Origin of the sequence: Pleomorphomonas sp. T1.2MG-36, from assembly GCF_950100655.1 — a bacterium.
Classification (GTDB): domain Bacteria; phylum Pseudomonadota; class Alphaproteobacteria; order Rhizobiales; family Pleomorphomonadaceae; genus Pleomorphomonas.
In genome coordinates this window covers 203,365-227,144 of record NZ_CATNLY010000023.1, presented here as the reverse complement: position 1 = coordinate 227,144, position 23,780 = coordinate 203,365, and the positions used below count along the sequence as shown (strand labels likewise).

Here is a 23,780-nt window from a genome sequence, read left to right as displayed (position 1 = left end):
TGTCGCCTCGTGCAAAGTCACATGAGGAACGCTACCGATGGGTCGAGGGGCCTTTGATGAACAATCGGTAAGGTCTGTTTTTGAACACGATTTCGCCAAGAATCCGATATCCCTGCTTGCCCGCCCGTGGTAGCTCCGGCCGTAAAGGCTCGGTGCCGCCGGGCGCCCGGATGGACGATTTCGAACGCTGGAGGAAAAGGCATGCAACTCGTTCAGGCCAGCGGCCTGGTGAAGACGTTTTCGAGACTGCGCGCCGTAGACGGCGTCAGCCTTGAGGTGAGCCGTGGCGAGGTCGTGGGCTTCCTTGGCCCCAACGGTGCCGGCAAGTCGACGACCATGAAGATGCTGACCGGCTTTCTGGAGCCGGACGCCGGCACCGCCTCGATCGCCGGCCATGACGTCTTCACCGACCCCATCGCCGCCCGTCGCCATCTCGGCTATCTGCCCGAGGGAGCGCCGGCCTATGGCGACATGACGGTTGCCGATTTTCTCGCCTTCGTCGGACGCATGCGCGGCCTGTCCAGCGCCGTGCTCGGCGAGCGTCTCGCCGAAATGGTCGAACGGGTCAATCTCGCCGCCGTCTGGAATCGCCCGATCGACGCTCTTTCCAAGGGGTTCAAGCGTCGCGTCGGCATCGCCCAGGCGCTGGTCCATGACCCGGAAGTGCTGATCCTCGACGAACCGACCGATGGTCTCGACCCCAACCAGAAGCATGACATGCGCGAGTTGATCGCGGCGATCGCGCCGGGCAAGGCGATCGTCATCTCGACCCATATCCTTGAAGAGGTCGAGGCGATCTGCAGCCGCGTCGTCATCATCGCCGAGGGCAAGGTGGTCGCCGATGCGACGCCGTCGGCGCTTCTCGACGCCGCCGTCGTCGATGGCCAGCGACCGACGCTCGAAACCGTCTTCCGCTCCATCACCGGCAGCAAGGCCGCCTGACGCCGCTTCCCTTCCGGAGACGATCCGAGATGAAAACCTCTTTCCGCACCATTTCTCTGGTGTTCGGCCGCGAGTTCCGCGCCTATTTCGCGACGCCGCTCGCCGCCGTCTTTCTCCTGGTATTCCTCGCCCTTTCGGCCGGCCTCGCCTTTTTCGCCGGCGGTTTCTTCGAGCGTGGACAGGCCGACCTTGGCCCGTTCTTCGCCTGGCACCCCTGGCTTTTCCTCATCCTGATGCCGGCGATCGGCATGCGGCTCTGGGCGGACGAGCGCCGCTCCGGCGTCATCGAACTCCTGATGACGCTGCCGGTGCGCGCCCATGAGGTGGTGATCGGCAAGTTTCTGGCCGGCTGGGCCTTCACGGCGGTGGCTCTGGTGCTCACCATGAGCTTCTGGCTGGTGACGCTCTACCTGGGATCGCCCGACAATGGCATCGTCCTGGCGAGCTATCTCGGCTCCTTCCTGATGGCCGGTGCCTTCCTAGCGATCTCCGCCTGCATCTCGGCAATGACCAAGAACCAGGTGATCGCCTTCATTCTTGCCGCCATCATCTCCTTCCTGCTGGTGATGTCCGGCACCAACTTGGTGCTGGCGGCCCTGCGCGGCTGGGCACCGGCCTTCGTGGTCGATCTGGTGCAGTCGCTGTCGTTCATCACCAACTTCGACCGGCTGACGCGCGGTGTCCTCGAGGCGCCGGCCGTCATCCTATTCCTGTCGACCATCGTGCTCGCGCTCTGGATCAACGTCCAGGTCGTCGATGCCAAGAAAGCGGCCTGAGGTTCCACGATGTCGAAACTCAACCGGATACCGAAATCCCGCCTCGTCGCCGTCGGCGCCGTCCTAGCGATCATCCTCTACTTTGCCGTGAACTCGCTGTCGGCGACGCTGTTCCGTTCGAGCCGCATCGATCTCACCGACGGCGGTCTCTACTCGCTCTCCCACGGCACGGTGGCCATGCTGGACAAGCTCGACGAGCCGATCCACATGCGCCTGTTCATGTCGGCGGGCCTGCATGAGGCGGCGCCGGCGCTGTCGGCCTACGCCTCGCGCGTCCGCGCCATGCTGGACACCTACGAGAGCCTGTCGCACGGCAAGATCACCCTTGAGGTGATCGATCCCCAGCCCTACTCGGAGGAGGAGGATCGCGCCGTCGGCCTCGGCATCAACCGTATCAGCCTCGATGGCAGCTCCGATCCCATCTACTTCGGCCTTGCCGCCACCAACTCGACCAACGGGTCGGCCAACATTCCGGTTTTCACGCCGGATCGCGAGGCCTTCCTTGAATATGACCTGACGCGCCTCGTGGCCGAACTGGGGCAGCCGAAGAAGCCGGTCGTCGCGCTTCTCGACGGCCTCGGCATGGCCGGAAACCCGATGACCGGGCAGGAGCCGGCTCAGATCCTCACGATGCTGAAGGAAACCTACAGCGTCGAGACCGTCGGCGGCGACATCGACAAGCTGCCGGACAACACCCGCGTCGTCCTGGTGGTGCAGCCGCAGAAGCTCAGCGACCGCACGCTCTACACGCTCGACCAGTGGGTGCTGTCGGGCGGCGCCACGCTGGTGTTCGCCGATCCGTTCGCCGAGACCCAGGCCGGACCGCAACCCGGCGTGCCGGTGGAGAACAACGCCTCCGACTTCCAGAAGATGTTCGATGCCTGGGGCGTCGGCTTCGATGCCAAGAAGGCGATCGGCGATCCCGACTGGGCGATCCGCACCGTGCGCAACATCGGCGGCCGGCAGGCCGAGGTCGCGAACTATCCCTGGTTCGCCATCCACGACGATGGCTTCGACCGGGGCGATGCCGTCACCTCCAAGCTCAACGCTGTGGTGATGACCACCGCCGGCAGCTTCACCGCCACCGGCAAGGATGCGACGCTGAAGCCGCTGATGTACGCCTCCGCCGACGCGGGCCTTCTTTCCGCTGGCGAAGCGGCCGATCCCTATGGCGATCCGCGCGCGCTTCTCGCCAAGATCGAGAAGTCCGGCGGCCGTCCGGTGGTCGCCGCCCGTCTCGAAGGCAAGCTTCACACGGCCTTCCCTGATGGCAAGCCGAAGGACTCGGCTGCCGCAGCCGCGCCGATCAAGGAAAGCGCGTCGGCCCCCAATGTCATCCTGGCCGGCGACGCCGACATGCTGTCCGACCGCAACTGGCTGCAGAAGCAGAACGTGCTCGGCCGGCAGGTGGCGCAGGCCTTCGCCAACAACGGCGACTTCCTGCTCAATGCCGTCGAGCAGATGGCCGGCGGCGTGGCTCTGGCCGATCTTCGTAGCCGCACCGTCTCCTGGCGTCCGTTCACGCGTATCGACGCGCTGGAGCGCGCCGCCGAGGAACGCTTCCTCACCAAGCAGCAGGAACTGACGCAGCGTATCGCCGATACCGAGAAGAAGTTGAAGGATGCTTCGACAACCGGCGAGGCAAAGGATGGCGAGTTGGTCTCCACCGAGCAGGCCAAGACGATCGAGACCTTCAAGTCCGATCTCCTGTCGGCCCGCGCCGAACTGCGTGAGGTGCAATACAACCTCCGCGCCGACGTTGCCCGGCTCAAGAACTGGATCATGGTGCTGATCATCGGCGTCGTGCCTGCGGCGGTGGCGCTTATCGCCCTCGTCTTCGCCCTGCGCCGGCCGCGTCGGCCGGTGCCGGTCCGCAAAGCCTGAGTCCAGCGAGGAGTTACCTGATATGACGCCGAAATCGCTCATCGGTCTTGCCGTCGTCACCGCCGCCGCCGTTGTCGCGGCCGTGGTCGTCGCCGGCGGGACCGCCGCCGACAGCGCCGTCGCCGATCGTGGCCGGGCGCTTCTGCCGGACCTCGTGAAGACGTCGGCTTCGGTGGAAAGCCTCGCCGTGACCGTCGGCAAGGACACCACCAGGCTGACGCGCGAAGGAGACCGCTTCGTCGATGTGTCCGGCTATCCGGCCAAGATCGACGCCGTGCGCAAGCTCGTCTCGTCCTTGGCGACACTGACCATCGATGAGGACAAGACCGACAAGCCCGACCGCTACGTCGACCTCGGCCTCGCCGATCCCGCCGCCGGCGAGGGGGCGTCCACCAAGGTGGCGCTGCTCGACAAGGAGGGCAAACCGCTCGCGGCCATTTATGCCGGCACCAAGGACTACACCGTCGGTGGCAGCCGGGGCGGCCAGTATGTGCGCCTCGACGGCAACCCGCAGTCCTATCTGGTGCGCGGCTCCCTCGACGTGCCGACAGCCCGCGCCGACTGGTTCGATGCCCGCCTGACCGACATCAAGCCGGCGACCCTGTCGAAGGTGACGCTGACCGACGCCGGCGGTGCCACCGTCGACTTCGTGCGGACAGGCGACAAGCTGCTGCCGGCGGCGCTGCCGGATGCCAAGGCGCCGGACGAAGGCAAGGCCAACCGCGTCACGGCCTTCCTGCAGGGTTTCGATTTCAGCGATGTCCGCAAGGAGACGCCTGCCACGATCGGCAATACGACGCGCCTGCGCTACGAGACCACCGACGGGCTGGCTGTGACCGCCACGGCGGTGCCGGCGGCCGACGACGCAGGCAAGGGGTGGATCCGTATCGTCGCCGAGGCGATCGATCCCAAGGCGGCCGACGCCGCCAAGGCGATCAACGACAAGGCAGCCGGCTACGAGTTCAAGGTCAACATCATCCACACCGAGATGTTCGGCTGGACGGTGGCCAACCTCGCCAAGGATGGCTGACCGGAACAGGCTGGAACGGAGTGAGGCGCGCGGCCGGCGGGGAGACTCGCCGGCCGTCGCATATGAGCGGGCTACCCCTCGATCTCGAGGGTGGCCAGAAGGCCGTGCGGCGCGTTGTCGGCCAGCAGGATGCACCCGCCGTGCGCTTCGGCGACGTCTCGGGCGATGGTCAGGCCGAGGCCGAAGCCGGAGTTGGGCACCGAACCGCGGGCGCTGTCGCCGCGTACGAAGGGCTCCAGCAGATGCTCCCGCTCTCCGGCCGGAATGCCGGGGCCGTTGTCCGCCACCGAGATCGCCAGGCGGCGTCCGGGCAGTTTCTTCAACGACACCACCACTTGGTCGCCGTAGCGCACGGCATTGTCGACGAGATTGGTAACCGCCCGCAGAATGTCGCGCCGCCGCACGCAGGCGGTCAGCCGGCTCGGTCCCTCATAGGACACCGTGTGCCCGAGGTCGGCGAACTGGTCGGCAATGGTTTGCAACAGGCTGGGCAGATCGGTCTGGTCGAAGGGTTCGGGGCTATCGGTGCCGGAGAGATGCACGAGCGCGACCTGGGCCAGCGCCGCCATGTGGTCGAGGTCGGCCAGCATCGGTTCGCGGATCGTCTCGTCGTCGATGAACTCGGCACGCAATCTCAGGCGGGTGATGGGTGTTCGAAGATCGTGGCTGACGGCGGCGAGCATGGTGGTTTTCTCGGCCATCAGCTTTCCGATGCGGGCACGCATCCGGTTGAAGGCCGATATGGCCGCGCGCAGTTCGCGCGGCCCGATCTCGGGCACCGAGACGTCCGAGCGCATGTCGCGCAGACGCTCCACGGCGCCCTCGAAGCGCCGGAGTGGGCCGATGATCACCACAATGGCCCAGCTCACCAGCACGATCGTGGTGATCGCCAGGAAGCCAAGCATGGTCATACCCGGTCCGAAGAAGCGAAGCGCTTCGGCTTCGGGCAGCTCCAGCCGATAGCAGGTACCGTCGGAAAGCTCGAGGAAAAGCGGACCGATCAACTCGTCCCCGGGAGCGGGGCGGCCATCGAACACCTTGCGGGCGATGGCGGCTCTACCGAGCCGAGCCGGCAGCGGGCCGAACCTGATCTCGGCCGCCTCCTTCGGCACGGGGCCGACGCAGGCGGCGAGCGATGGCAGGTTGTCCTTCATCAGCTCCAGGAGCCGCGGTCGTTCGTCCGGTCTGGCCGTGTCCAGAATATGGGCGGCGGCGCCGATCTCGCCGGCCTTTTCGCCTGGGGAGGTACTGAAGACCGAGCGCGGATTGGACAGGAAGAAGTAGGCGGTCAGCCCTCCTTGCATCGCGACGATCGACAGCACCAGCAGGACGATGACCTGGCCGGCAACTGAATCGAACACCAGGCGCAGAGCCTTGCCGATCATGAGGCGGTCACTTCCGGGGTGAACAGGTAGCCTTCCGACCGGATGGTCCGAATGAACTCGGACTTCTCGTCGTCCGGCGAAAGCTTGCGTCTCAGGCGGCTGACCAGAATGTCGATGGACCGCTCGAAGGGAGCGGCGAGCCGCCCCTGGGTCAGTTCGAGGAGTTGGTCGCGGCTGAGCGTGATGCCGGAGCGTTCGGCGAAGGCGACCAGGAGGTCGAACTCGGCGCCGGTCAGCGTCGCCTTGGCGCCCGACGGCGTCGTCAGGCTGCGTTCGCGCGTGTCGATCACCCATCCGGCAAAGCCGAGGCGGCGCGCCTCCGAGCGCGTCGTCTTGGCGGCCGGCAAGCTGCTTCTCCTCAGAATGGCCCGGATGCGTGCCAGAAGCTCGCGGGCGCTGAACGGTTTGGCCACATAGTCGTCGGCGCCGATCTCAAGACCGACCACCCGATCGATTTCCTCGCCGCGCGCCGACAGGATGATGATCGGCATGGTCGAACTGTTGCGCAGGCGCCGGCAGATGCTGAGCCCGTCCTCGCCGGGCAGCATGATGTCGAGCAAAACGATGTCGACGCGCGAGGTCGTCAGGATGCGATCCATCTCGCGGCCGTCGCGTGCCACAGATACGCGACAGTCGTTCGCCTTGAGATAGCGCGAGACCAGCGTATTGATGTCGTTGTCGTCTTCAACCAGCAGGATGTGATTTTGCATGAAGAAAGGCCATCTCCATTCAACGGGCGAGCTTTAGCATTCGGGCGTCCGGCCACGACAGTTATTTTGTATCCGGATGTTTCCTTTCGTGACTGCCGAAACGCATCGTTACCGCGCGGATGAATTGGTTACCGCTCGTTAACGAACGCGGCGCTTGGCTCCTCGGAGGTACTGCGTAAGACTCTAACCCGAGGGTGAAAATGACCTCGATTTCCTCCACAAACGCCTATCAGTCGCCGCTCGCACGGTTGCAGTCGACGCTCCAATCCGACATCAGCACCGGCAGCATCCAGTCCAGCAGTCAGTCCGCGCTCGCATCCGCGCTTGAGAACATCGACGAGACCCTGTCGAGCAATCGGTCGAGCGATACGGCTTCCAGCAAGCCGCCATCGCCCGATGAGATGAAGGAGAAGATCGCCGATCTGATCCAGCAGCAGGTCGACGCCGGCACGCTTACCTCCGACCAGGCCGATGACCTGGCGAAGGTCTTCGACGAAACCTTCTCGCAGGGGCCCCACGGTGCCGGTGGGGCGCAAGGCGCCGGCGGTCCGCCTCCGGGGCCGCCGCCCCAGGACGGTGACACCGCCGAAGCCACTGGCAGCAGTTCCTCGTCCGGTACGTCGATCGCCGACATGTTGAAGGAATTGCAGGAAGCGCTGGCCGAGAGCAGCCAGACCTCCTACAGCGCCGACGGTTCCTCGACCTCGTCGAGCAGCACCAGCTATCTGTTCGATCTGGTCGCCTGACAGCTTCCATCGGATCATGCGCGGAGCGGCGAGGTTTTGCCTCGCCGTTCAGATTGACTACAAACCCCTCGATTTTTGGCAGCGGCCGGAATCGAGGGGTTTTTGATTCCGATATGTCCTTTGTTTGAATCTGTGACGTTCAGTAAGGCCTCGGAGGTTTGTCGGTGGTCTGACGGCGAGGTTTCGCCGCGCCATTTTTTTGTTCCCAGGCGACAAGCCACGCGCTGGCATGACGGCCGCGCGAAAAAAGCACTCTTCGCTACGAAAGCACTAGTGATATCCAAGTGCTTGTGCGCAATCTTGATCATGGCGCGCCAGCGGGCCGGCGAGGGCCGTCGTCCGTTGGGCGTCCTGCATGTTCTGACCCCCGGAGAATCGCCTGATGAACCGCCCCGCCGCCGGATGGATCGACCGCCTCCCGACCGACCACCTGATCACCGAATTCTCGATGTGGTCGTCGGATCTCCTGCGCATCGCCGACGAAGTGGCTCGTATCGATCCCTATGCCAACGTCATCCACATCGACGCCTCCGATGGCGTGTTCGCAGATACGCTGCTGATGTTCCCGGAGATCGTTGCTCGCATCCGGTCCATCACCGACAAGCCCATTCACGTCCATCTCATGGTGGGCGAGCCGGCGCTGATCAACCAGATCAACCAGTTCGCGGCGGCCGGCGCCGACGCCATCTCCATTCACGCCGAGAACACGCTGCTCACCGACAGCGGTATCGCCCGCATCAACGAGCTCGGTCTGGTGGCCGGCGTCGTGCTGAAGGTCGACACTCCGGTCGCCAAGCTGATCCGCCACCTGCCGCGCGTGCAACTCGTGACCTTGTTCGGCGCCGGCATCGGCGAGCGCGAGGGCATCAGCCAGTCCGCCACGCAACGCCTCGAGGAGGCGCGCAAGTACATTGCCGGGGTTCCGAGCGATCACCGCATCGTGCTGGTCGCCGATGGCGCCATCCGCGAGGACACCGTGCCGCTCTTGCGCAAGGCGGGAGCCGAGGCGATCGTCGCCGGCAAGCTGGTGTTCGATGCGCCCGATCTCGACAAGCGCATGGCGTGGCTGAACAGCCTTTGAGGCGGAAACAAAGGCCACCGCAACGCTGTTTCAGAAACGCTTTTCAGACCTATGGAAACAAGAAGGCGTGGGGGCATTGCTCCCGCGCCTTCTTGGTCGTTGAGGGGGCGCGTCAGCCTCCTGCCACCAGCCACTCCGGCTTGAACCAGCGGTCGGCAGGGCCGTCGTAGGGCAGCCGGTTGATGTCCCAGTGGCGGATGAACCGCGCATAGGCCTCCCACACCGCCGGTCCCCCGGCGACATATACGACCCGGTCGGGAAAGCGGGCGAGCACGTCCTCCGGCCGATCGCTCGACCGGACGGGGCAAAGCGTGCGATCGAATTTCATGAAGCCGGGCAGGGTGGAAGTGGTGTGCGGACCGGCCAGCATGACGTGGCCTCGCGTCACTTCGTAGAAGCGTTCGACGTCGGCGACGAACTCCCTGTCCGGATTGCCCTCCCACGGCAATTCGCCGTTGAGCCCTATCTGACCCCGCTGACCGATCGCGCAGATTGCCCTGACATCCGCCATGATTTCATCCGCCTGCTGTTGCGATTGCCGTCGAACATAACAACCCCTAAGCGGAAAACCCAATAGGGCATTTTCGGGTAAGCGGGGTCGCGAGCAAAGGGGCGACGTCATGCCGGAGAAAGAGGCCTCGTCCCGGTGGGTGCAAGCGCCGGCGCCGTTCTACGAATGGCCCGAGACGGCCGCCTGTCAGGCCGCAAGTCCGGCGCCGGTAAACGACCAATGCGTCTGGATGATGCGCCATCCCTTGGGCTCGCGCCGGTAAACCTCGGTACAGTTCCAGGCGACGCGGTTTCCCTCGCTGCCGTTCCAAGACACGAAGCGGAAGGTGAGCACGGCGGCCTCGCCTGCGACCTGCACCTTCGGCTCGATCATCTCGTGACGCGGCGCGAAGATCTTGCCGCGCAGTTCGTCATAGAGGGCGGTCAGCGCCGCTTTTCCATCGAGCCGCGTCTCGCGGAAGGGATCGAAGTAGGTAACGTCGTCCGCCGACAGCTCGAGGAAGGCGTCCGGGTCCCCGGCACACCAGCGGTCGAGCGCGGCCTTTTCGAGGGCAATGATTTCATCTGCGACGGTCATGGCAATCTCCCTTGTCTTCATTGGGAAATTAGGCCTGAACGGTGCCGATGCCTGTCAGCAGTGAGAGGGAGGAAGCGCCATCAGCGCCTCGGCCGTCTCGACATCGGTGGCGACGGCATTGACGAGGCCGCCAGAGACGGCGGCTCGGATCGCCTCGGCCTTCAGCGGCGACAACGCGGCGGCGATGGCGAGCGGCACGCGGGCGAGGCGTTCGAGCGAGATGGAGAGAGTGCGGTCGTCGAACTCGGTGCCGACGGGTCGGCCATCCTTGCCGAAGAAACGGCCGCAAATCGTGCCGACGGCACCATGGGCGCGGATTTCTTCCAGCTTGCCGGGAGCGATGAACCCCTCGCGGAAGACCGTGGCGTTCGCCGAAATGGCGCCGATACCCACCACCGCCATGGCGAGGCGATCCATCATGGAGAAGACGCCGCGCACGGTACCGGTGTCGCGCAGCAAGCGCGCCGCCCCGGCATCGTCGACGATGGCCGGTACCGGTAGCTGCCAGGCCTGACCGCCCAGCCCGGCTGCGAACCGCCGGCAGACTTCCGACGAGTGGGTGTAGTGTTCCGGGGCTCCTACGCCGCCCACCAGGGCGACGACGTTGAGGTCGCGCGCCGGCGACCGGCGCGTGGCCGCGGCGATGGCCGCCGCCGTGGCGCCATCGGATACGCCCAGCACGTCGCCGCTCTTCAGGGTGTCTTCCATGACGCGGGCGACCGCTTTGCCCAGCGTGTCGGCATGGGCGCCGGCCTTGCTTTCGACGACGACCGCGAGGCGGAGGCCGAGGTGGGCCTTCAGCCGCTGCTCGGAGGCGCTATCGCGGAAAGCCTTGGGCGTTACCTGGAATTCGATGTAGCCGAGGTCCAGCGCCGATTTCAGGGCTCTGCTGACGGTCGCCTCGGAGATGTCCAGGAGGCGTGCGATTTCGGTCTGCGGCAGGCGCTGCTCGTAGCGGAGGCGGGCGATCTCGACGATCATGTCTTCGCTGCGGCGGGGCCGGGGCATGGTGCACGCCTTGGGTGGAAAGTGAAACCGCCGATCACCGGCGTCCGGCACGTCGTCCGTCGTCGACGTGCCGGCCCGGGGAGAGGGCCGGGGCATCGGCTTGAAAACGCCCCGGCCTAAGGTCGTCAGGCGACGAAGCGCTTGGCGACGATCTTGCGCAGCTCGCCGAGGTCCTTGGCGAACAGGCGAATGCCCTCGGCCAGCTTCTCGGTGGCCATCGGGTTCTGGTTCATGGCCCAGCGGAAGGCCTTCTCGTCGAGCTTGACCACCGGCGGCTTCGGGCCGGGCTTGTTCGGCGACAGGGCGCGCTTCAGCGTGCCGTTATCGGCAGCCAGCGAGTCGAGCAGAGCCGGGGAAATGGTCAGGCGGTCGCAGCCGGCCAGGGCTTCGACTTCACCCTGCGAGCGGAAGGATGCACCCATCACCACGGTCGGAATGCCATGGGCCTTGTAGTAGTCGTAGATGCCATGCACCGAAACGACGCCCGGATCCTCGTCCGGCGTGAAGGTGCGGCCTTCCGCCTTGACGTACCAGTCAAGGATGCGGCCGACGAACGGCGAGATCAGGAAGGCCTTCGCATCGGCGCAGGCAATGGCCTGGGCGATGTCGAAGATCAGCGTCATGTTGGTGTCGATGCCTTCCTTCTGCAGGATTTCCGAAGCACGGATGCCTTCCCACGTGCCGGCAACCTTGATCAGGATCCGCTCGCGCTCGACGCCGTTGGCCTTGTAGGCGGCAATGATGGCGCGCGCCTTCTCGACGGTGGCGGCGGTGTCGAACGACAGGTCGGCGTCGACCTCGGTGGACACGCGGCCCTCGACCAGCTTGGTGAGCTCGGTGCCGACGGCGACGGCGAGGCGGTCGCCGATGGCCTTGACGGCGGCTTCCTGCGTGCCACCCTGCTTCTTGCCCCAGGCAACGGCGTCGGCCAGGATCGGCTCATAGGCCGGCAGGCCGATGGCCTTCAGCACCAGCGTTGGGTTGGTCGTGCAATCGACCGGCTTGAACTTCTTGATGGCGTCGATGTCACCGGTATCGGCGACCACGACAGTCATTTCGCGCAATTGGTCCAGCTTGGAAGCCATGTCCTCAACTCCATATCTGGCCGACACATCCTCCGATGCTCGGTCGCTTTCCATCCTCAGTGACTATGGCCCTCAGACCTTCAAAATGCAAGAAACAGATAAAAAGAAATTATTTGCAAATTAAAATCACAAATGGAACGGGCGGGCTCCGAAAGAGCCCGCCCGCTTCCCTCTCCCCCCGAAAACCGTCAGGCGGCCATCACTCGGTTGATGAAGCTCTCCACGACCGTGCGGAGGCGGGTGGCCTGATCGTTCATGTCGTTGGACACCGCGAGCACCTGGCTTGCCGATTGCGACGTTTCGCCGACGACGCGGGTCAGCGCTTGCGTCTCGTCGGCCACCGACTTGGTACCGCCGGCCGCCTTCTGGGCGTTGAGCGAGATCTCGGCCGTGGCATGACCCTGCTCGCCGACCGCCGTGGCGATGACATTGGTCGTCCTGTCGACCTCGCCCATGATGTCGGAGATGGCGCGGATGGCCGAAACGGCTTCGCCGGTCGAAGCCTGGATCTGGGCGATCTGCGAGGCGATCTCCTCGGTGGCCTTGGCGGTTTGGCCGGCGAGGTTCTTCACCTCCGAGGCGACAACCGCAAACCCCTTGCCCGCCTCGCCGGCTCGCGCCGCCTCGATGGTGGCATTGAGGGCCAGAAGGTTGGTCTGCTCGGCGATCGCCTTGATCAGCGTGATGACGTTGCCGATGCGCGTCGCCGCGTCGGCAAGGCCGGAGATGGTGGCATCTGTCTTCTTGGCTTCGCCGGTCGCGCGCTGGGCGACGGCGGTTGCCGTTTCGGTCTGGCGCGAAATCTCGCCGATCGAAGCTGACAGCTCTTCCGCCGCGGCGGCGACGGTCTGGACGCCATCGGACGCAAGCTCGGACGCCGAGGCGGCAGTGCCGGCGCGGTCGCGAGCTTCCTCGGCAATGGCGGCCAGCGCACGGGCGGTCGCTTCCATCTGGTCGGCATTGCCGGCGACGACGCCGACCAGCTGCTCGATCTCCAGGCGGAAGTCGTTGATCAGCCCCTCGATGGTTTCCTGACGAAGAGTGCGCGCCTGCTGCTCGGCCTCGGTCTGCTCGGCGAGACGGCGCCGCTCGATGGCATTGTCGCGGAAGACGCGCACGGCGCCGAACATGCCGCCGATCTCGTCCTTGCGGCCAGCGAGGTCGAGCGCCATGTCGGTGTCACCGGTGGCCAGACGGCGCATGGCTGTGGTCAGGTTGGTGATCGGCCGCGTGATCAGTCGCGACAGCACGATGCCGACGATGAGCGCGAACACCAGCGCCGCGCCGAGCGTGCCGGACATGGTGAAGGTGCTCGATGCACGGTTGCGGCTGGCGGCGGCGGCGCGATCGTCGACGACGGCCTTGATGGCGGAAATGGCCGCGGCCGATTGGCTGCGGGAGTCTTCCCGCGCGCCAATGAAAGCCTTGGAGGAATCGACCAGCTTGGTGAAGGCGTCCTTGAAGCGGTCGATGTCCTTGGACGGGTCGGCGCCTCCGGCGGCGACGATCTTCTGGCCGGTTTCCTTGGCGGCATCGGCGGCCTTGAGCATCGCCTTGGTGCTGATCGCGTCCGGATCGTAGCGGTAGGTCGTGGTCTGCAGCGCCAGTTGGTCGATTTCCCCGCCGAATATGGTCGCAAGATCCGAAAGGGTGCGGGCTTTGCCGGCGTCCTCGAGCAGAGACTGCATGTTGTAGCTGGCGAGGTCGCGCTGCTGCCCGGCCAGACGGATGATTTCCTCGGTCCCGTTGCTGAGCTTGCCGAGACCGTCGAGGGCGAAGAGGCGCTTCTGCTCGACGGCGAACGGATTGGAACTGTTCCGCATTTCATCCAGCAGCGGAACGAGATCCTTGGCCACCTGTTCGATGGAGCCGGCTTGCGCCTTGATCTCGTCGTCGGCTCCGAGGGCCCTGATCTGATTGACGATCGCCCGTACCGACATCACGGCCTTCAAGGCCGCCTCGACATTGGCGCTATCGCCGCTGGCGGCGAACTTGGCCAGCAGTTCGTTGGCCTTGAGAGCGGAAATCTCGATCTTGTAGGCGGTTACCGCCAGATTGGCCGCCGCGTTGGTGGCCAACGCCGACTCGCTCGCCTTGGTCTGGAAGTCCTTGGCCTTGGTGGCGGCATCGGCTTCGATCTGGCTGGCCCGGTTCTGCATGTTGGAGAGCAGTTCCATGGTGGAGGCGGCGCTGGCCGCGACGGCATCCGAGGATGCCGACAGCACGCCGATCGAGGCGCGGAACTGGTCGACGGCCGCATAGGCCGGAGCAAGGGCAGGGTCGGCTTTTCCGCCAAGCTCGTCGAGGCTGGCGTTGACCTGCTCCAGCAACTGGCCGGCCTGGGAAGCCGCGCCGTTGTCGCGGTTCTGGATGAACGTGGTGACGGCATTGCCGGCATCGTTGACCGTAGCCAGCACCGAAGCCGACTTCGAGGTCATGTCCACGGCAAGGCCAAGGCGGCTGAGGCCAAGGAACCCTGCTCCGCCAACTATGGCGGCCAATACCGCGAGAGAAATCAGACCGCCGCCGATTTTCATTGAAATCGATCGGTTCGACAGGAAGGCCGTGAGCGACATGTTCTCCCCCCGGATTGGCGCCCGCCACGAGACGGCGCGCAAGCTCCACGCGCATATCGGCGGAATGTGCGGCGGGGCCGGTAAAGAAAACGTGGATGAAATACGCGAACTACGCGAAAAATTGTCGGCTTCACAATCGTTTGCGCTGCAGATTAATCCCCGTTATGCCGGGGGTTGCCGATATCGTTCCATCGACGGTTGAAAACAGCGGAAAAACCAAATCGTCCATGACGGTTCATGGATATGAAAAGGTGAATACAATTGGAGGTTGTCCGAACTAGACTTTAGTTCCGTCCGCAGTCGAACGGAGGTCCAGCGCGACCTTGATGATTTCGGGGCTGTCGGGGTCGGGCGTCAACCTGAAACCCAGGCGCTCGCACATTCGGAGCATCTGCCGGTTTTCGGCGAGCACCTCGCCGTGAATGCGTCCGTAGCGCTCGCGACGGGCGTAGCGGATGATTTGCATCATCAGCGCCCTCCCAAGACCAACGCCCTTGAGGTCGGAGCGCACCGATACGGCATATTCTCCGTCGCCACCGCCGGGGTCGCCGTGCAGCCTGACGCCGCCGAGCATCTCGCCGTTCTCCGGATCGAGCGCGACGAAGGCCATGGCACGCGAATAGTCGATCTGCGTCAGGCGGGCAACGAAGGCATGCCCAAGGTCGTGGACCCGCTGGAAGAAGCGAAGGCGCATGTCCTCGGCCGTCATCTTGGAGAAGAAGGCGAGATAGCGGCCCTCGTCTTCCGGCCGCACCGGTCGTACGAACACCGACCGGCCGTTGGGGAGGGCGATGAACTCCTCCCACTCGGTCGGATAAGGACGGATGGACAGGCGCGGATGATGCACGGCGCCGCCGGATGCCGGCGAGTCGGCGACGAGCGTGACGCGCGCATCGACGACCGTCAGCCGGTCGGCCTCGGCGATCAGCGGGTTGAGGTCGATGTCGGCGATGGCCGGATGCTCGGCAACCAGTTGAGCGAGCCGCTGCAGGATGATGGCGAGCCGATCGACATCGACGGGCCGACGGTCGCGATAGCCCTGAAGCTGGCGGGCGACGCGCGTCCGGGCGATCAGGTCGCGGGCGAGGTTGGCATCGAGCGGCGGCAAGGCCAGCGCTCGGTCGTTGATCACTTCGACGGCGGTGCCGCCGCGTCCGAAGACCATCACCGGTCCGAAGATCGGGTCGTCGGTGACGCCGGCGATCAGTTCCACCGCCTTGGGCGCAACGATCATCGGATGGAGCGTCACGCCATCGATGCGAACACCCGGCCGAGCCGCCTTCGCACGGGCGATTACCTCGTCGGTCGCCGCTCCCACCGCCTCGGGGGTCGACAGTTCCAGCTCGACACCGCCCACGTCGGACTTGTGAACGATGTCGGGCGAAGCGATCTTCACCACCAACGAACGGTGTTCGGCAAGCAGCCTCGCGGCAAGGCGCCTGGCCTCGCCGGAGTCGGCGGCGGCCAGCACCGGCACGATGGGAATGCCGTAAGCGGTCAGGAGCTCGACCACTTCGCTCGCCTTGAGCCAGAGACGGTTGTCGGCCAGCGCGGTGGCGATCACGGCCGCCGCGCGGGCCCGGTCGGGAGAAAAGCCGGCCAGAACGTCGGCCGGCGTTGCCGTCAGGGCGGCCTGCGCTTCTGCGTGGCGGACGAGCTGCATCAACCCCTCGACGGCGCCGTGCGGCGTTTCGAGCGCCGGGATACGAGCCCGCGCGAAGGTGGAGTTCCAGCCGTCGTCCTCGCCGAGCCAGGCGGCGATCAATGGCTTGCCGTCGTAGCGGCCCCGGCGGTAATCGGCGACGGCCTCGACCACTGCCTCGGCCGCGAGCCGGGATGGCGCCAGCGGTGTCGGGCAGTTGATCGCCACCACCGCATCGACGCCGCTATCGGCAAGCACCGCCCGCGTTGCCGCGCCGTAGCGGTCGGCGGCGGCATTGCCGATGAGATCCACCGGGTTGCCGCGCGACCAGCCGGGCGGTAGCGCCAGATCGAGGCTCGCGAGGGTATCGTCGCCAAGCGTGGCGAGCTCCCCTCCAAGATCGACGACACGATCAGCCGCCAGCACGCCGGCACCGCCGCCGTTGGTGATGACGGCGATGCGCTTGCCCTGGATGCGCGGAACGAGACTGAGCGTTTCGGCGGCGGCGAACATCTCGTCGAGATCGGCGACCCTGAGCAGGCCGGCCCGGCGGAACGCACAGTCATAGACGGCGTCGACGCCGGCCAGCGCGCCGGTATGCGACCGAGCGGCGCGGGCGCCTGCGGCATGCCGGCCGGCCTTGATCACCACCACCGGCTTCGAGCGCGCGGCGGCGCGCGCCGCCGACAGGAAGGCGCGAGCGTCGCGAATGCTTTCCAGATAAAGAAGAATGGCGCGGGTGCGATGGTCGAGGGCGAAATGGTCGAGCATTTCGTCGAAGTCGACGTCGACGGCATCGCCCAGCACGGCAATGCCCGAAAAGCCGATGCCATGCCGCGCTGCCCAGTCGAGCGCGGCGTGGGTCAGCGTTCCCGATTGCGAAACGAAGGCGAGATCTCCGGGCACGGCAGCTCGCTGCGCGAAGCTGGCATTGAGGCCGATAGGGGGAATCTGCAGGCCGGCGCTGTTGGGGCCGAGAACCCGTATGCCATTGTGCCTTGCCACCGCCGTCATGGCCTCGAGAAGGCTGCCCGGCCCGTGGCCAAGCCCGGTGGTGATGACGACCGCATGGCGAATGCCGGCGGCGCCAATTTCCTCCATCACGCCGACGATCGCCTCCGGCGGGACGGCGACGACCGCGAGGTCGGCCGGCACGGCAAGATCGGCGACCGAGGGGTGAACCGCGACACCGTCGATCTCGGAAACGAAAGGATTGACGAAGGCGATCCGGTCGCGACCGAAGGCGGCAAGGTTGCGGGCAAGCACCGATCCGACCGAGTTCGGCCGGGCGGTCGCGCCGATCAGCACGACGCGCTTCGGCCGAAAGAAGGGGTCGAGGCTCTGAAGGCTCATGTCGGCCAAGGCTCGGCGATGGAGGGACCGGAGCGCAACAGGGCAGAGGCGCTCCGGTTCGGACGATCAGTGGGTCATCAGAGTAGGAATGGTCATCTTCTCAAGCATGTCGCGGGTGACGCCGCCCAGCACGAACTGGCGGAAGCGGTTATGCCCGTAGCCGCCCATGACCAGCATGGTCGCGCCGCTTTCGGCGGCATGGTTGTTGAGCACCGTCGATACTTCCGACGCCGAGCGCGGCAGCGTCGTGACGGTGACCTTGTGGTCGTGCCGTGCCAGATAGGCGGCGACGTCGGCGCCCGGTTCGCCGGACCAGTTCTTGGAGCCGGCCACCATAACCACCTCGATCGAAGTGGCCACCCTCAATGCCGGCAAGGCGGCATGCACGGCCCGCGCCGCCGTCGACGAACCGTCCCAGGCGATCATGACCTTCTCGGAGGTGATGGGCTTGTTCCAGGCCGACGGAATGATCATGACCGGCACGCCGGATTCGAACAGCAACGTCTCGATGATGGCGGCGCGCATCGGCTCGCCATGCTCGGGGTCATCCTGGCCAATGATGATCAGGTCCGAAAGCTGCGCCTGCCGGACAATGGCCGGTGTCCCGCCCGAATAGACGGTGGCGGTACGGGCCTCGGCGTCGACGCCGTATTTCGTCGCCTCTGCGGCAAAGGCGGCGGCGGCCTCCTTGGCCGAGGTCTCAGCGTTGGTGATCGCCTCGACCAGATATTCCGCCGGAACCGGCGAAGCGAGGAAGCCGGGCGCGATCGGTTCGAGCGCCAACGCCAGGCCGGTGACATGGGCCTTTCGCCGCGAAGCGAGTTCAAGCGCCGCCGTGGAGGCGTTCATCTTTTCATTGTAGATGTCGATGATGGTGAAGATGTCCCTGACGGTCATGGCAGCGCCTCCTCAAAGACTTCAAGACGAGGGTCTTGCGACCCCGGCGCCGACGGCAAGGCCTTGTTGGAGAGCCAAAATCCGTCGGACGCCATAATCCTTAGATAGGTCTGGGCGCCGATCAATTCACCTGATGGCCATCTCCACCTTTCGCCTACGCCGGAAGGCGGTGAGCACGGGCTCCGTGTAGCCGTTCGGCTGGCGGTCGCCCGTAAGTATGAGCTCTACCGCCGCCTGGAAAGCCAACGATCCCGCGAAGTCGTTGCCGATCGGGCGATAGGCCGGATCGCCGGCATTCTGTCGGTCGACGACCGCCGCCATCCGGCCGAGCGTTTCCATCACTTGTTCGCGACTGACGACGCCGTGCTTCAGCCAGTTGGCAATGTGCTGGCTGGAGATGCGGAGTGTCGCCCGGTCTTCCATCAGGCCGACGTCATGAATGTCGGGTACCTTGGAGCATCCGACGCCCTGGTCGATCCAGCGGACGACGTAGCCGAGAAGGCCCTGGGCATTGTTGTCGAGCTCCTCGGCGATCTCGGCGGCCGTCCACGCACGGTCGGTGGCGATCGGCAGGGTCAGGAGCGCATCGAGGGAGGCCCGCTCGCGTTTCGCGAGTTCGGCCTGGCGGGCGGCGACGTCGACATCGAGATAGTGAAGGGCATGCAGCGTTGCTGCCGTCGGCGACGGCACCCAGGCGGTTGAGGCGCCGGCGCGCGGATGGCCGATCTTCTCGGCGAGCATTGCCGCCATCCGGTCCGGCGCCGCCCACATGCCCTTGCCGATCTGAGCGTGGCCGGCAAAGCCGAGGGCCAGACCGGCATCGACGTTGCCCGCCTCGTAGGCGGCGATCCAGGCCGCCGACTTCATGTCGCCCTTGCGGACCATCGGCCCGGCAAGCATGGACGTGTGGATCTCGTCGCCGGTGCGATCAAGAAAACCGGTGTTGATGAAGAAGACACGCGACTTTGCCGCGGCGATCGACGCGCGAAGATTGACCGAGGTGCGCTGCTCCTCGTCCATGATGCCCATCTTCAGGGTGAGCGGCTTGAGGCCCAGAGCCGTTTCCACCGCCGAGAACAGCCGGTCGGCGAAGGCAACCTCCTCGGGGCCGTGCATCTTCGGCTTGACGATGTAGACGGCGCCGGAGCGGCTGTTCGCATGCCGGCCGTTCGGGCCGATGTCGTGAAGGGCGATGGCCGAGGTGACCAGAGCGTCGACAAGGCACTCGGCCGTCTCTCTGCCGTCGGCGTCCAGCACCGCGTCGGTCGTCAGAAGCGAACCGACGTTGCGCACCAGCATCAGGCTGAGCCCCTTGAGCGCGCCGTCCGAATCGTCGGGCCGGATGAAGCTGCGGTCGGCGGCCAGCCGACGCGTCGTGCTGACGCCCGCCTTGTCGAAGCTCGCCTCGAGATCGCCGCGCATCAGCCCGAGCCAGTTGCGATAGACGGCCACCTTGTCTTCGGCGTCGACGGCGGCGACCGAGTCCTCGCAGTCCATGATGGTGGTCAGCGCGCTCTCGATGAGGATATCGGCGATGCCGGCCGGATCGCTGGCGCCGGTCGGTTGCCCACGGTCGAAGTGTAGGTCGATGTGAAGGCCGTTTCGCTTCAGGATGATGCCGGCCGGTTCTTCGGGATCGCCGCGATAGCCGACGAACGCCTCGGGGTCGGCGAGCTCCTCTTCGTTGCCATCGGAAAAGCGGACCCTGAGCTTGCCGTCGACGACGACATAGGCGACGACGTCGGCGTGGCCTCGGGACTCGAGCGGGGCCGCCCCGTCGAGCACCGCCTTTGCCCGCGCCACCACCGCCTTCGCGCGTTCTGCGTCGAAGCCGCCCTTCGAAGGCGGCGTGCCAAGGGCGTCGGTGCCGTAGAAGGCGTCGTAGAGAGAGCCCCAGCGGGCATTGGCGGCGTTGAGGGCATATCGGGCGTTCATCACGGGAACGACGAGTTGCGGGCCGGCGACCTCGGCGATTTCCGGATCGACGCCGGTCGTCTCGATGGAAAACGGCGCCGGCTCGGGAACGATGTATCCGATCTCCGTGAGGAACGTCTTGTAGGCCGCGGGATCCACGGCGCCCGGGTGGGCGGTGTGCCAGGCATCGATCTGTTGCTGCAACGCATCGCGCCGGTCGAGAAGGCGCCGATTCTCGGGGCCGAAGCGGCCGACGATATCGGCGAGCGCCACCCAGAAGCGATCGGGTTCGAGGCCAGTGCCGGGCAGCGCCTCCTGTTCGACGAAGCTAGCGAGCTCTTCGGCTACCTTCAGGCCGTTCAGCGTGCGATAGGCGGTCATTTCGGCATCCTGATTCCTAGGGGCTCCGGAAAACCCCGCATGGTTCGGTGCCACACAAAAGCCGTTGCGCTCCGCTCTGTCCAGTCCCGAACATGCTCTTTGCCACGCTCACGGGTGGCGAACGCATAAAATTGAAACCAAATGGAAAGGCTCCGCAGGATATATGCCGACGAATCATTTTTTGTAATCAATTTCTGCGGAGCCATTCAGTTGCAGCCGGCCGCCGTCATTTTGGCACTCGTCGTAGTCGGGACGGCTGCGACCACCTGGCACACGTTGCGCATCGGCAGCTTTCCGGGGCGCACCGACTATCTCATGCTGATGGCATCGGGCTGCTGGTGGGCGATCTGCGCCATTCTGGACGTCAGCTCCGATACGCCGGAACTCAAGCTGTTCTACTCGGAGCTCGCCTGGTACGGCATCGTCACCACGCCGATCTCGTGGATGCTGTTCATGAGCGCCTATGTGCGGGGTGGCGATCTGCCGAACGCTTCGCTCTATACCGGCCTTTCGATCGCCGCCGGTCTCGCGATGCTGGTCATCGCCACCACCAACGAACTGCACCACCTCATCTACGTGGCCGTGAGGCCCGATCCCACGCCGGCCTATCCGGACCAACTGTATTACGAACACGGCTCGGTCTTCTTCGCGGCGATGATCGCCATCTACTTCTTCATGGCGCTGACGACGGTCCGGACCCTCTGGGCGGCGGTTCACGCCCCGCCGGTCCATCGCGCCCAGTTCGCCGGCCTCCTCGTCTCGGCCATGGTCCCCTGGGCGGCCAATATCGCCTACAACCTTGCCGGCGTGCGCGTCTTCGGCTTCGACCCGACCCCGCTCGCCTATGTCGTGGTGCCGGTGATCTACAGCTTCCTGGTCAGCCGCAACCAGTTCCTGTCGTTGGCGCCCGTCGCTCTCAGCGCGGTGGTCGCTGCCCATCCCGACGGCATTCTGGTGGTATCGGGAAACGGTCTGATCGCCGAGGCCAACGCCGCGATGCAGGCGATCTTCGATGGCAAGCCACTCGTTGGTCATCCCTTCTCCAGCCTCGGTGTCACCTTGGGACCGGCCGGTCGAGCCAGCCTGTTCGATGATGGCGATCTGGTTCGACGCTGGCAGCGCGGCGATCGCACCTATGAGGTTCGGACCGTCGTCGTCGGCGGTGTGCGCCACTCCGAGAGCTTCGCCTATGTGCTGCGCGACATCACCGACTATCTCCGCGCCCAGGAGAGGCTCCAGGTGTCGACGCGGCTGATGGAAGAGCGCCTTGAAGCCAACCTGAGCCTTCAGGAACAGCTGCACGAGATGGCGCACCGCGACAGCCTCACCGGTCTCAACAACCGGCGCATTCTCGAAAGCATTTCCCACCGGTTGATCGATGGTGCCGACGCCGTCGGGCGGTCGTTGGTTGCCGTCTCGCTCGATCTCGATCACTTCAAGCGCCTCAACGACACCTTCGGCCACAAGGCCGGCGATGATGCCCTGGTGGCGATGGCGGGCGTTCTCAGCCGGTCGCTTCGTCCCGGCGAAGTGGCGGTACGCATGGGGGGCGAGGAGTTCCTGGTGCTGATGCCTCACGCCGACATCGAGGAGGCCCGCGCCCGCGCCGAGGCATGGCGGGCGGTGATCCGTTCCCTGCCGGTGACGACCAGCCAGGGAATGGCCGACATAACCTTCTCGGCCGGAATCTCCGCCTATCCCGACACCGCGGCGTCCTTCGAGCAGATGCTGCAGCAGGCCGACAAGGCCGTCTATGCCGCCAAGCGCGCCGGCCGCAACCGCGTTGTCGTCGCCCGCCCGATGGGCGAGGCGGGCGACGGACGTCTGCGGTCGGTCTGAACGTCTCGCTCAGAAAAGATTGCCCTGATCGTCGGGGCCGGTCTTCGTGCGGGGACGGCGCGGCGTCGGCTTTGCCTCCGCAGCCGGAGAGGGCTCGTCGCCCACCCGACCGCGCACCCGGCCGTCGGCGAACTCGATCTCGACCGCCGCCCCTGCCGCAAGCCCGCCGGCACGGAATACCGGCTTTCCCTCGCCGTCGCGCACCAGTGCATAGCCTCGCCTCAGCGTCGCCATGTGGTTGACCGCGTCGAAGACCGAGGTCACCTGTTCGAGACGTCCCCGCCGTCGGGCGATCAGCTCGCCGATGGCGCGGCCGCCGCGCGCCGACAGGACGGACAGCCGCTCGGCAAGTTGCGCCTGGGTTCTCAGAAGGCTTGCCGGCGTCAGGCGGGCCGTGACCCGCTCGAACTGCCGGGCGTGCCAGGTGGTGTTGGCGCTGAGGGCTTTCGGCAGGGCGTTGGCGGCGCTGTCGAAGCGCTGGCGGGGCAGGGCGAGGATATCCGCGGCGCGCGGCAGGGCGCGCGCGGCGGCAACGAGCCGCGTTCGCCTGAGGTCGACCGCCCTGAGGCTGGCGCCGGTGAGGCGCCGGCCAAGGTCGTCCACGCGGTCCATCAGTTCGCGCCTCACGGGCACCACCATTTCGGCCGCACCGGTCGGTGTCGGGGCTCGCACGTCCGAGGCGAGGTCGATCAACGTCCAGTCGGTCTCGTGGCCGACCGCGGAAACCAGGGGAATCTCGCTCGCCGCTGCCGCCCGGACCACGACCTCGTCGTTGAATCCCCAGAGGTCTTCGAGGCTGCCGCCGCCACGCGCCACGATGATGACGTCGGGTCGCGGAATGGGCCCATTCTCGGGCAGTGCATTGAAGCCGGCGATGCCTGCGGCCACCTCTGGCCCGCAGTTCTCACCCTGCACCTTCACCGGCCAGACCAGCACATGCACCGGAAAGCGATCGGCGAGGCGATGCAGGATGTCGCGGATGACGGCGCCGGTCGGCGACGTGACGACGCCGACGACGCGCGGCAGGTAGGGCAGAAGCTGTTTCCGGCCCGGGTCGAACAGTCCTTCGGCGCCCAGCTTGCGCTTGCGCTCTTCGAGCAGTGCCATCAGCGCGCCGGCCCCGGCCGGTTCCAACGCATCGATGACGATCTGGTACTTGGACGAGTTGGGGTAGGTGGTGAGGCGCCCGGTGGCGATCACCTCCATGCCTTCCTCTGGCTTGAAACGCAGCTTGCCCATCACGCCGCGCCAGACCACGGCCTCGATGCGGGCGCCCTCGTCCTTCAGGGCAAAATAGGCATGGCCTGAGGAGTGCGGTCCTCGATAGCCGGAGATTTCTCCCCGTACGCGCACGAATCCGAACTGGTCCTCGACGCTGCGCTTGAGCGCGAAGGAAATCTCGGAAACTGTAAATTCTGCGGCATTGGAAAGGGCGTCGGTCACC

At 65.8% G+C, this 23,780-nt stretch carries 19 protein-coding genes; 8 read left to right on the top strand and 11 right to left on the bottom strand.

The annotated features are described in order from the left end of the window. The first annotated feature begins 201 nt into the window (after positions 1-201). From QQZ18_RS12515 to QQZ18_RS12500, 4 genes are read left to right on the top strand one after another with little or no spacing between them, the layout of a single operon-like run. Positions 202-942 carry an ABC transporter ATP-binding protein gene (locus tag QQZ18_RS12515; protein WP_284541258.1) on the top strand — a complete coding sequence of 247 codons (741 nt, stop codon included), beginning with the start codon at positions 202-204 and terminating at the stop codon, positions 940-942. 29 nt (positions 943-971) lie between these two features. Then, positions 972-1,718 (top strand): ABC transporter permease subunit, encoded by a 747-nt coding sequence (locus QQZ18_RS12510; RefSeq protein WP_284541257.1) that lies wholly within the window; start codon positions 972-974, stop codon positions 1,716-1,718. Between the two features lie 9 nt (positions 1,719-1,727). Next, positions 1,728-3,602: a Gldg family protein gene (locus QQZ18_RS12505; protein WP_284541256.1), complete on the top strand. Its 1,875-nt coding sequence runs from the start codon at positions 1,728-1,730 to the stop codon at positions 3,600-3,602. A gap of 22 nt (positions 3,603-3,624) precedes the next feature. Continuing rightward, a complete protein-coding gene (locus QQZ18_RS12500) occupies positions 3,625-4,632 on the top strand; it encodes a DUF4340 domain-containing protein (RefSeq protein ID WP_284541255.1) in 1,008 nt (335 codons plus the stop codon). Positions 4,633-4,703: 71 nt separating this feature from the next. On the opposite strand, the gene QQZ18_RS12495 is transcribed toward QQZ18_RS12500, so the two are convergent. Both QQZ18_RS12495 and QQZ18_RS12490 read right to left on the bottom strand, forming a co-directional pair. After that, positions 4,704-6,017, bottom strand: a complete 1,314-nt coding sequence (locus tag QQZ18_RS12495) for an ATP-binding protein (protein ID WP_284541254.1) — start codon at positions 6,015-6,017, stop codon at positions 4,704-4,706. Next, a complete protein-coding gene (locus QQZ18_RS12490; protein WP_284541253.1) occupies positions 6,014-6,727 on the bottom strand; it encodes a response regulator in 714 nt (237 codons plus the stop codon). The genes QQZ18_RS12495 and QQZ18_RS12490 overlap by 4 nt, the downstream gene beginning before the upstream one ends. Before the next feature lie 200 nt (positions 6,728-6,927). On the opposite strand from QQZ18_RS12490, the gene QQZ18_RS12485 reads away from it, so the two are divergent. Further along, positions 6,928-7,473, top strand: a complete 546-nt coding sequence (locus QQZ18_RS12485; RefSeq protein WP_284541252.1) for a hypothetical protein — start codon at positions 6,928-6,930, stop codon at positions 7,471-7,473. A gap of 382 nt (positions 7,474-7,855) precedes the next feature. Next, positions 7,856-8,554 (top strand): D-allulose-6-phosphate 3-epimerase, encoded by a 699-nt coding sequence (locus QQZ18_RS12480; protein WP_284541251.1) that lies wholly within the window; start codon positions 7,856-7,858, stop codon positions 8,552-8,554. 112 nt (positions 8,555-8,666) lie between these two features. On the opposite strand, the gene QQZ18_RS12475 is transcribed toward QQZ18_RS12480, so the two are convergent. From QQZ18_RS12475 to QQZ18_RS12455, 5 genes are all read right to left on the bottom strand, one after another. Further along, positions 8,667-9,065 (bottom strand): diacylglycerol kinase, encoded by a 399-nt coding sequence (locus QQZ18_RS12475; RefSeq protein ID WP_284541250.1) that lies wholly within the window; start codon positions 9,063-9,065, stop codon positions 8,667-8,669. Positions 9,066-9,251: 186 nt separating this feature from the next. Continuing rightward, positions 9,252-9,641: a YybH family protein gene (locus QQZ18_RS12470; protein ID WP_284541249.1), complete on the bottom strand. Its 390-nt coding sequence runs from the start codon at positions 9,639-9,641 to the stop codon at positions 9,252-9,254. A gap of 54 nt (positions 9,642-9,695) precedes the next feature. Beyond that, positions 9,696-10,649 (bottom strand): sugar-binding transcriptional regulator, encoded by a 954-nt coding sequence (locus tag QQZ18_RS12465; protein ID WP_284541248.1) that lies wholly within the window; start codon positions 10,647-10,649, stop codon positions 9,696-9,698. Positions 10,650-10,774: 125 nt separating this feature from the next. After that, a complete protein-coding gene (gene tal / locus QQZ18_RS12460) occupies positions 10,775-11,734 on the bottom strand; it encodes a transaldolase (RefSeq protein WP_284541247.1) in 960 nt (319 codons plus the stop codon). Between the two features lie 188 nt (positions 11,735-11,922). After that, positions 11,923-14,310 carry a methyl-accepting chemotaxis protein gene (locus QQZ18_RS12455; protein WP_284541246.1) on the bottom strand — a complete coding sequence of 796 codons (2,388 nt, stop codon included), beginning with the start codon at positions 14,308-14,310 and terminating at the stop codon, positions 11,923-11,925. Here QQZ18_RS12455 and QQZ18_RS12450 point away from each other — a divergent pair. Further along, the gene (locus QQZ18_RS12450) at positions 14,300-14,512 is read left to right on the top strand and encodes a hypothetical protein (RefSeq protein ID WP_284541245.1); all 213 of its coding nucleotides are present in this window, start codon (positions 14,300-14,302) and stop codon (positions 14,510-14,512) included. The two genes, QQZ18_RS12455 and QQZ18_RS12450, sit on opposite strands and share 11 nt — an antisense overlap. A gap of 75 nt (positions 14,513-14,587) precedes the next feature. Here QQZ18_RS12450 and QQZ18_RS12445 read toward each other — a convergent pair whose 3' ends face one another. From QQZ18_RS12445 to QQZ18_RS12435, 3 genes are all read right to left on the bottom strand, one after another. Then, the gene (locus tag QQZ18_RS12445) at positions 14,588-17,305 is read right to left on the bottom strand and encodes a bifunctional acetate--CoA ligase family protein/GNAT family N-acetyltransferase (RefSeq protein ID WP_284541244.1); all 2,718 of its coding nucleotides are present in this window, start codon (positions 17,303-17,305) and stop codon (positions 14,588-14,590) included. 66 nt (positions 17,306-17,371) lie between these two features. Continuing rightward, a complete protein-coding gene (locus QQZ18_RS12440) occupies positions 17,372-18,202 on the bottom strand; it encodes a universal stress protein (RefSeq protein ID WP_284541243.1) in 831 nt (276 codons plus the stop codon). Between the two features lie 126 nt (positions 18,203-18,328). Next, positions 18,329-20,497, bottom strand: coding sequence for a malate synthase G (locus QQZ18_RS12435; RefSeq protein ID WP_284541242.1), 2,169 nt, complete (start codon positions 20,495-20,497; stop codon positions 18,329-18,331). A gap of 210 nt (positions 20,498-20,707) precedes the next feature. Between QQZ18_RS12435 and QQZ18_RS12430 the strand changes: the two genes are divergently transcribed. Next, positions 20,708-22,336, top strand: a complete 1,629-nt coding sequence (locus tag QQZ18_RS12430) for a histidine kinase N-terminal 7TM domain-containing diguanylate cyclase (protein WP_284541241.1) — start codon at positions 20,708-20,710, stop codon at positions 22,334-22,336. Between the two features lie 9 nt (positions 22,337-22,345). On the opposite strand, the gene xseA is transcribed toward QQZ18_RS12430, so the two are convergent. Then, positions 22,346-23,779, bottom strand: a complete 1,434-nt coding sequence (xseA, locus tag QQZ18_RS12425) for an exodeoxyribonuclease VII large subunit (RefSeq protein ID WP_284541240.1) — start codon at positions 23,777-23,779, stop codon at positions 22,346-22,348. Position 23,780: the final 1 nt, after the last annotated feature.

What these genes read in the sequence shown, in the direction of transcription:
- QQZ18_RS12485 (WP_284541252.1), top strand. Translation starts at nt 6,928, where the DNA reads ATGACCTCGATTTCCTCCACAAACGCCTATCAGTCGCCGCTCGCACGG.
- QQZ18_RS12500 (WP_284541255.1), top strand. Translation starts at nt 3,625, where the DNA reads ATGACGCCGAAATCGCTCATCGGTCTTGCCGTCGTCACCGCCGCCGCC.
- QQZ18_RS12465 (WP_284541248.1), bottom strand. Translation starts at nt 10,649, where the DNA reads ATGCCCCGGCCCCGCCGCAGCGAAGACATGATCGTCGAGATCGCCCGC.
- QQZ18_RS12435 (WP_284541242.1), bottom strand. Translation starts at nt 20,497, where the DNA reads ATGACCGCCTATCGCACGCTGAACGGCCTGAAGGTAGCCGAAGAGCTC.
- QQZ18_RS12515 (WP_284541258.1), top strand. Translation starts at nt 202, where the DNA reads ATGCAACTCGTTCAGGCCAGCGGCCTGGTGAAGACGTTTTCGAGACTG.
- QQZ18_RS12455 (WP_284541246.1), bottom strand. Translation starts at nt 14,310, where the DNA reads ATGTCGCTCACGGCCTTCCTGTCGAACCGATCGATTTCAATGAAAATC.
- tal (WP_284541247.1), bottom strand. Translation starts at nt 11,734, where the DNA reads ATGGCTTCCAAGCTGGACCAATTGCGCGAAATGACTGTCGTGGTCGCC.
- QQZ18_RS12495 (WP_284541254.1), bottom strand. Translation starts at nt 6,017, where the DNA reads ATGATCGGCAAGGCTCTGCGCCTGGTGTTCGATTCAGTTGCCGGCCAG.
- QQZ18_RS12440 (WP_284541243.1), bottom strand. Translation starts at nt 18,202, where the DNA reads ATGACCGTCAGGGACATCTTCACCATCATCGACATCTACAATGAAAAG.
- QQZ18_RS12445 (WP_284541244.1), bottom strand. Translation starts at nt 17,305, where the DNA reads ATGAGCCTTCAGAGCCTCGACCCCTTCTTTCGGCCGAAGCGCGTCGTG.
- QQZ18_RS12475 (WP_284541250.1), bottom strand. Translation starts at nt 9,065, where the DNA reads ATGGCGGATGTCAGGGCAATCTGCGCGATCGGTCAGCGGGGTCAGATA.
- QQZ18_RS12505 (WP_284541256.1), top strand. Translation starts at nt 1,728, where the DNA reads ATGTCGAAACTCAACCGGATACCGAAATCCCGCCTCGTCGCCGTCGGC.
- QQZ18_RS12480 (WP_284541251.1), top strand. Translation starts at nt 7,856, where the DNA reads ATGAACCGCCCCGCCGCCGGATGGATCGACCGCCTCCCGACCGACCAC.
- QQZ18_RS12490 (WP_284541253.1), bottom strand. Translation starts at nt 6,727, where the DNA reads ATGCAAAATCACATCCTGCTGGTTGAAGACGACAACGACATCAATACG.
- QQZ18_RS12470 (WP_284541249.1), bottom strand. Translation starts at nt 9,641, where the DNA reads ATGACCGTCGCAGATGAAATCATTGCCCTCGAAAAGGCCGCGCTCGAC.
- QQZ18_RS12510 (WP_284541257.1), top strand. Translation starts at nt 972, where the DNA reads ATGAAAACCTCTTTCCGCACCATTTCTCTGGTGTTCGGCCGCGAGTTC.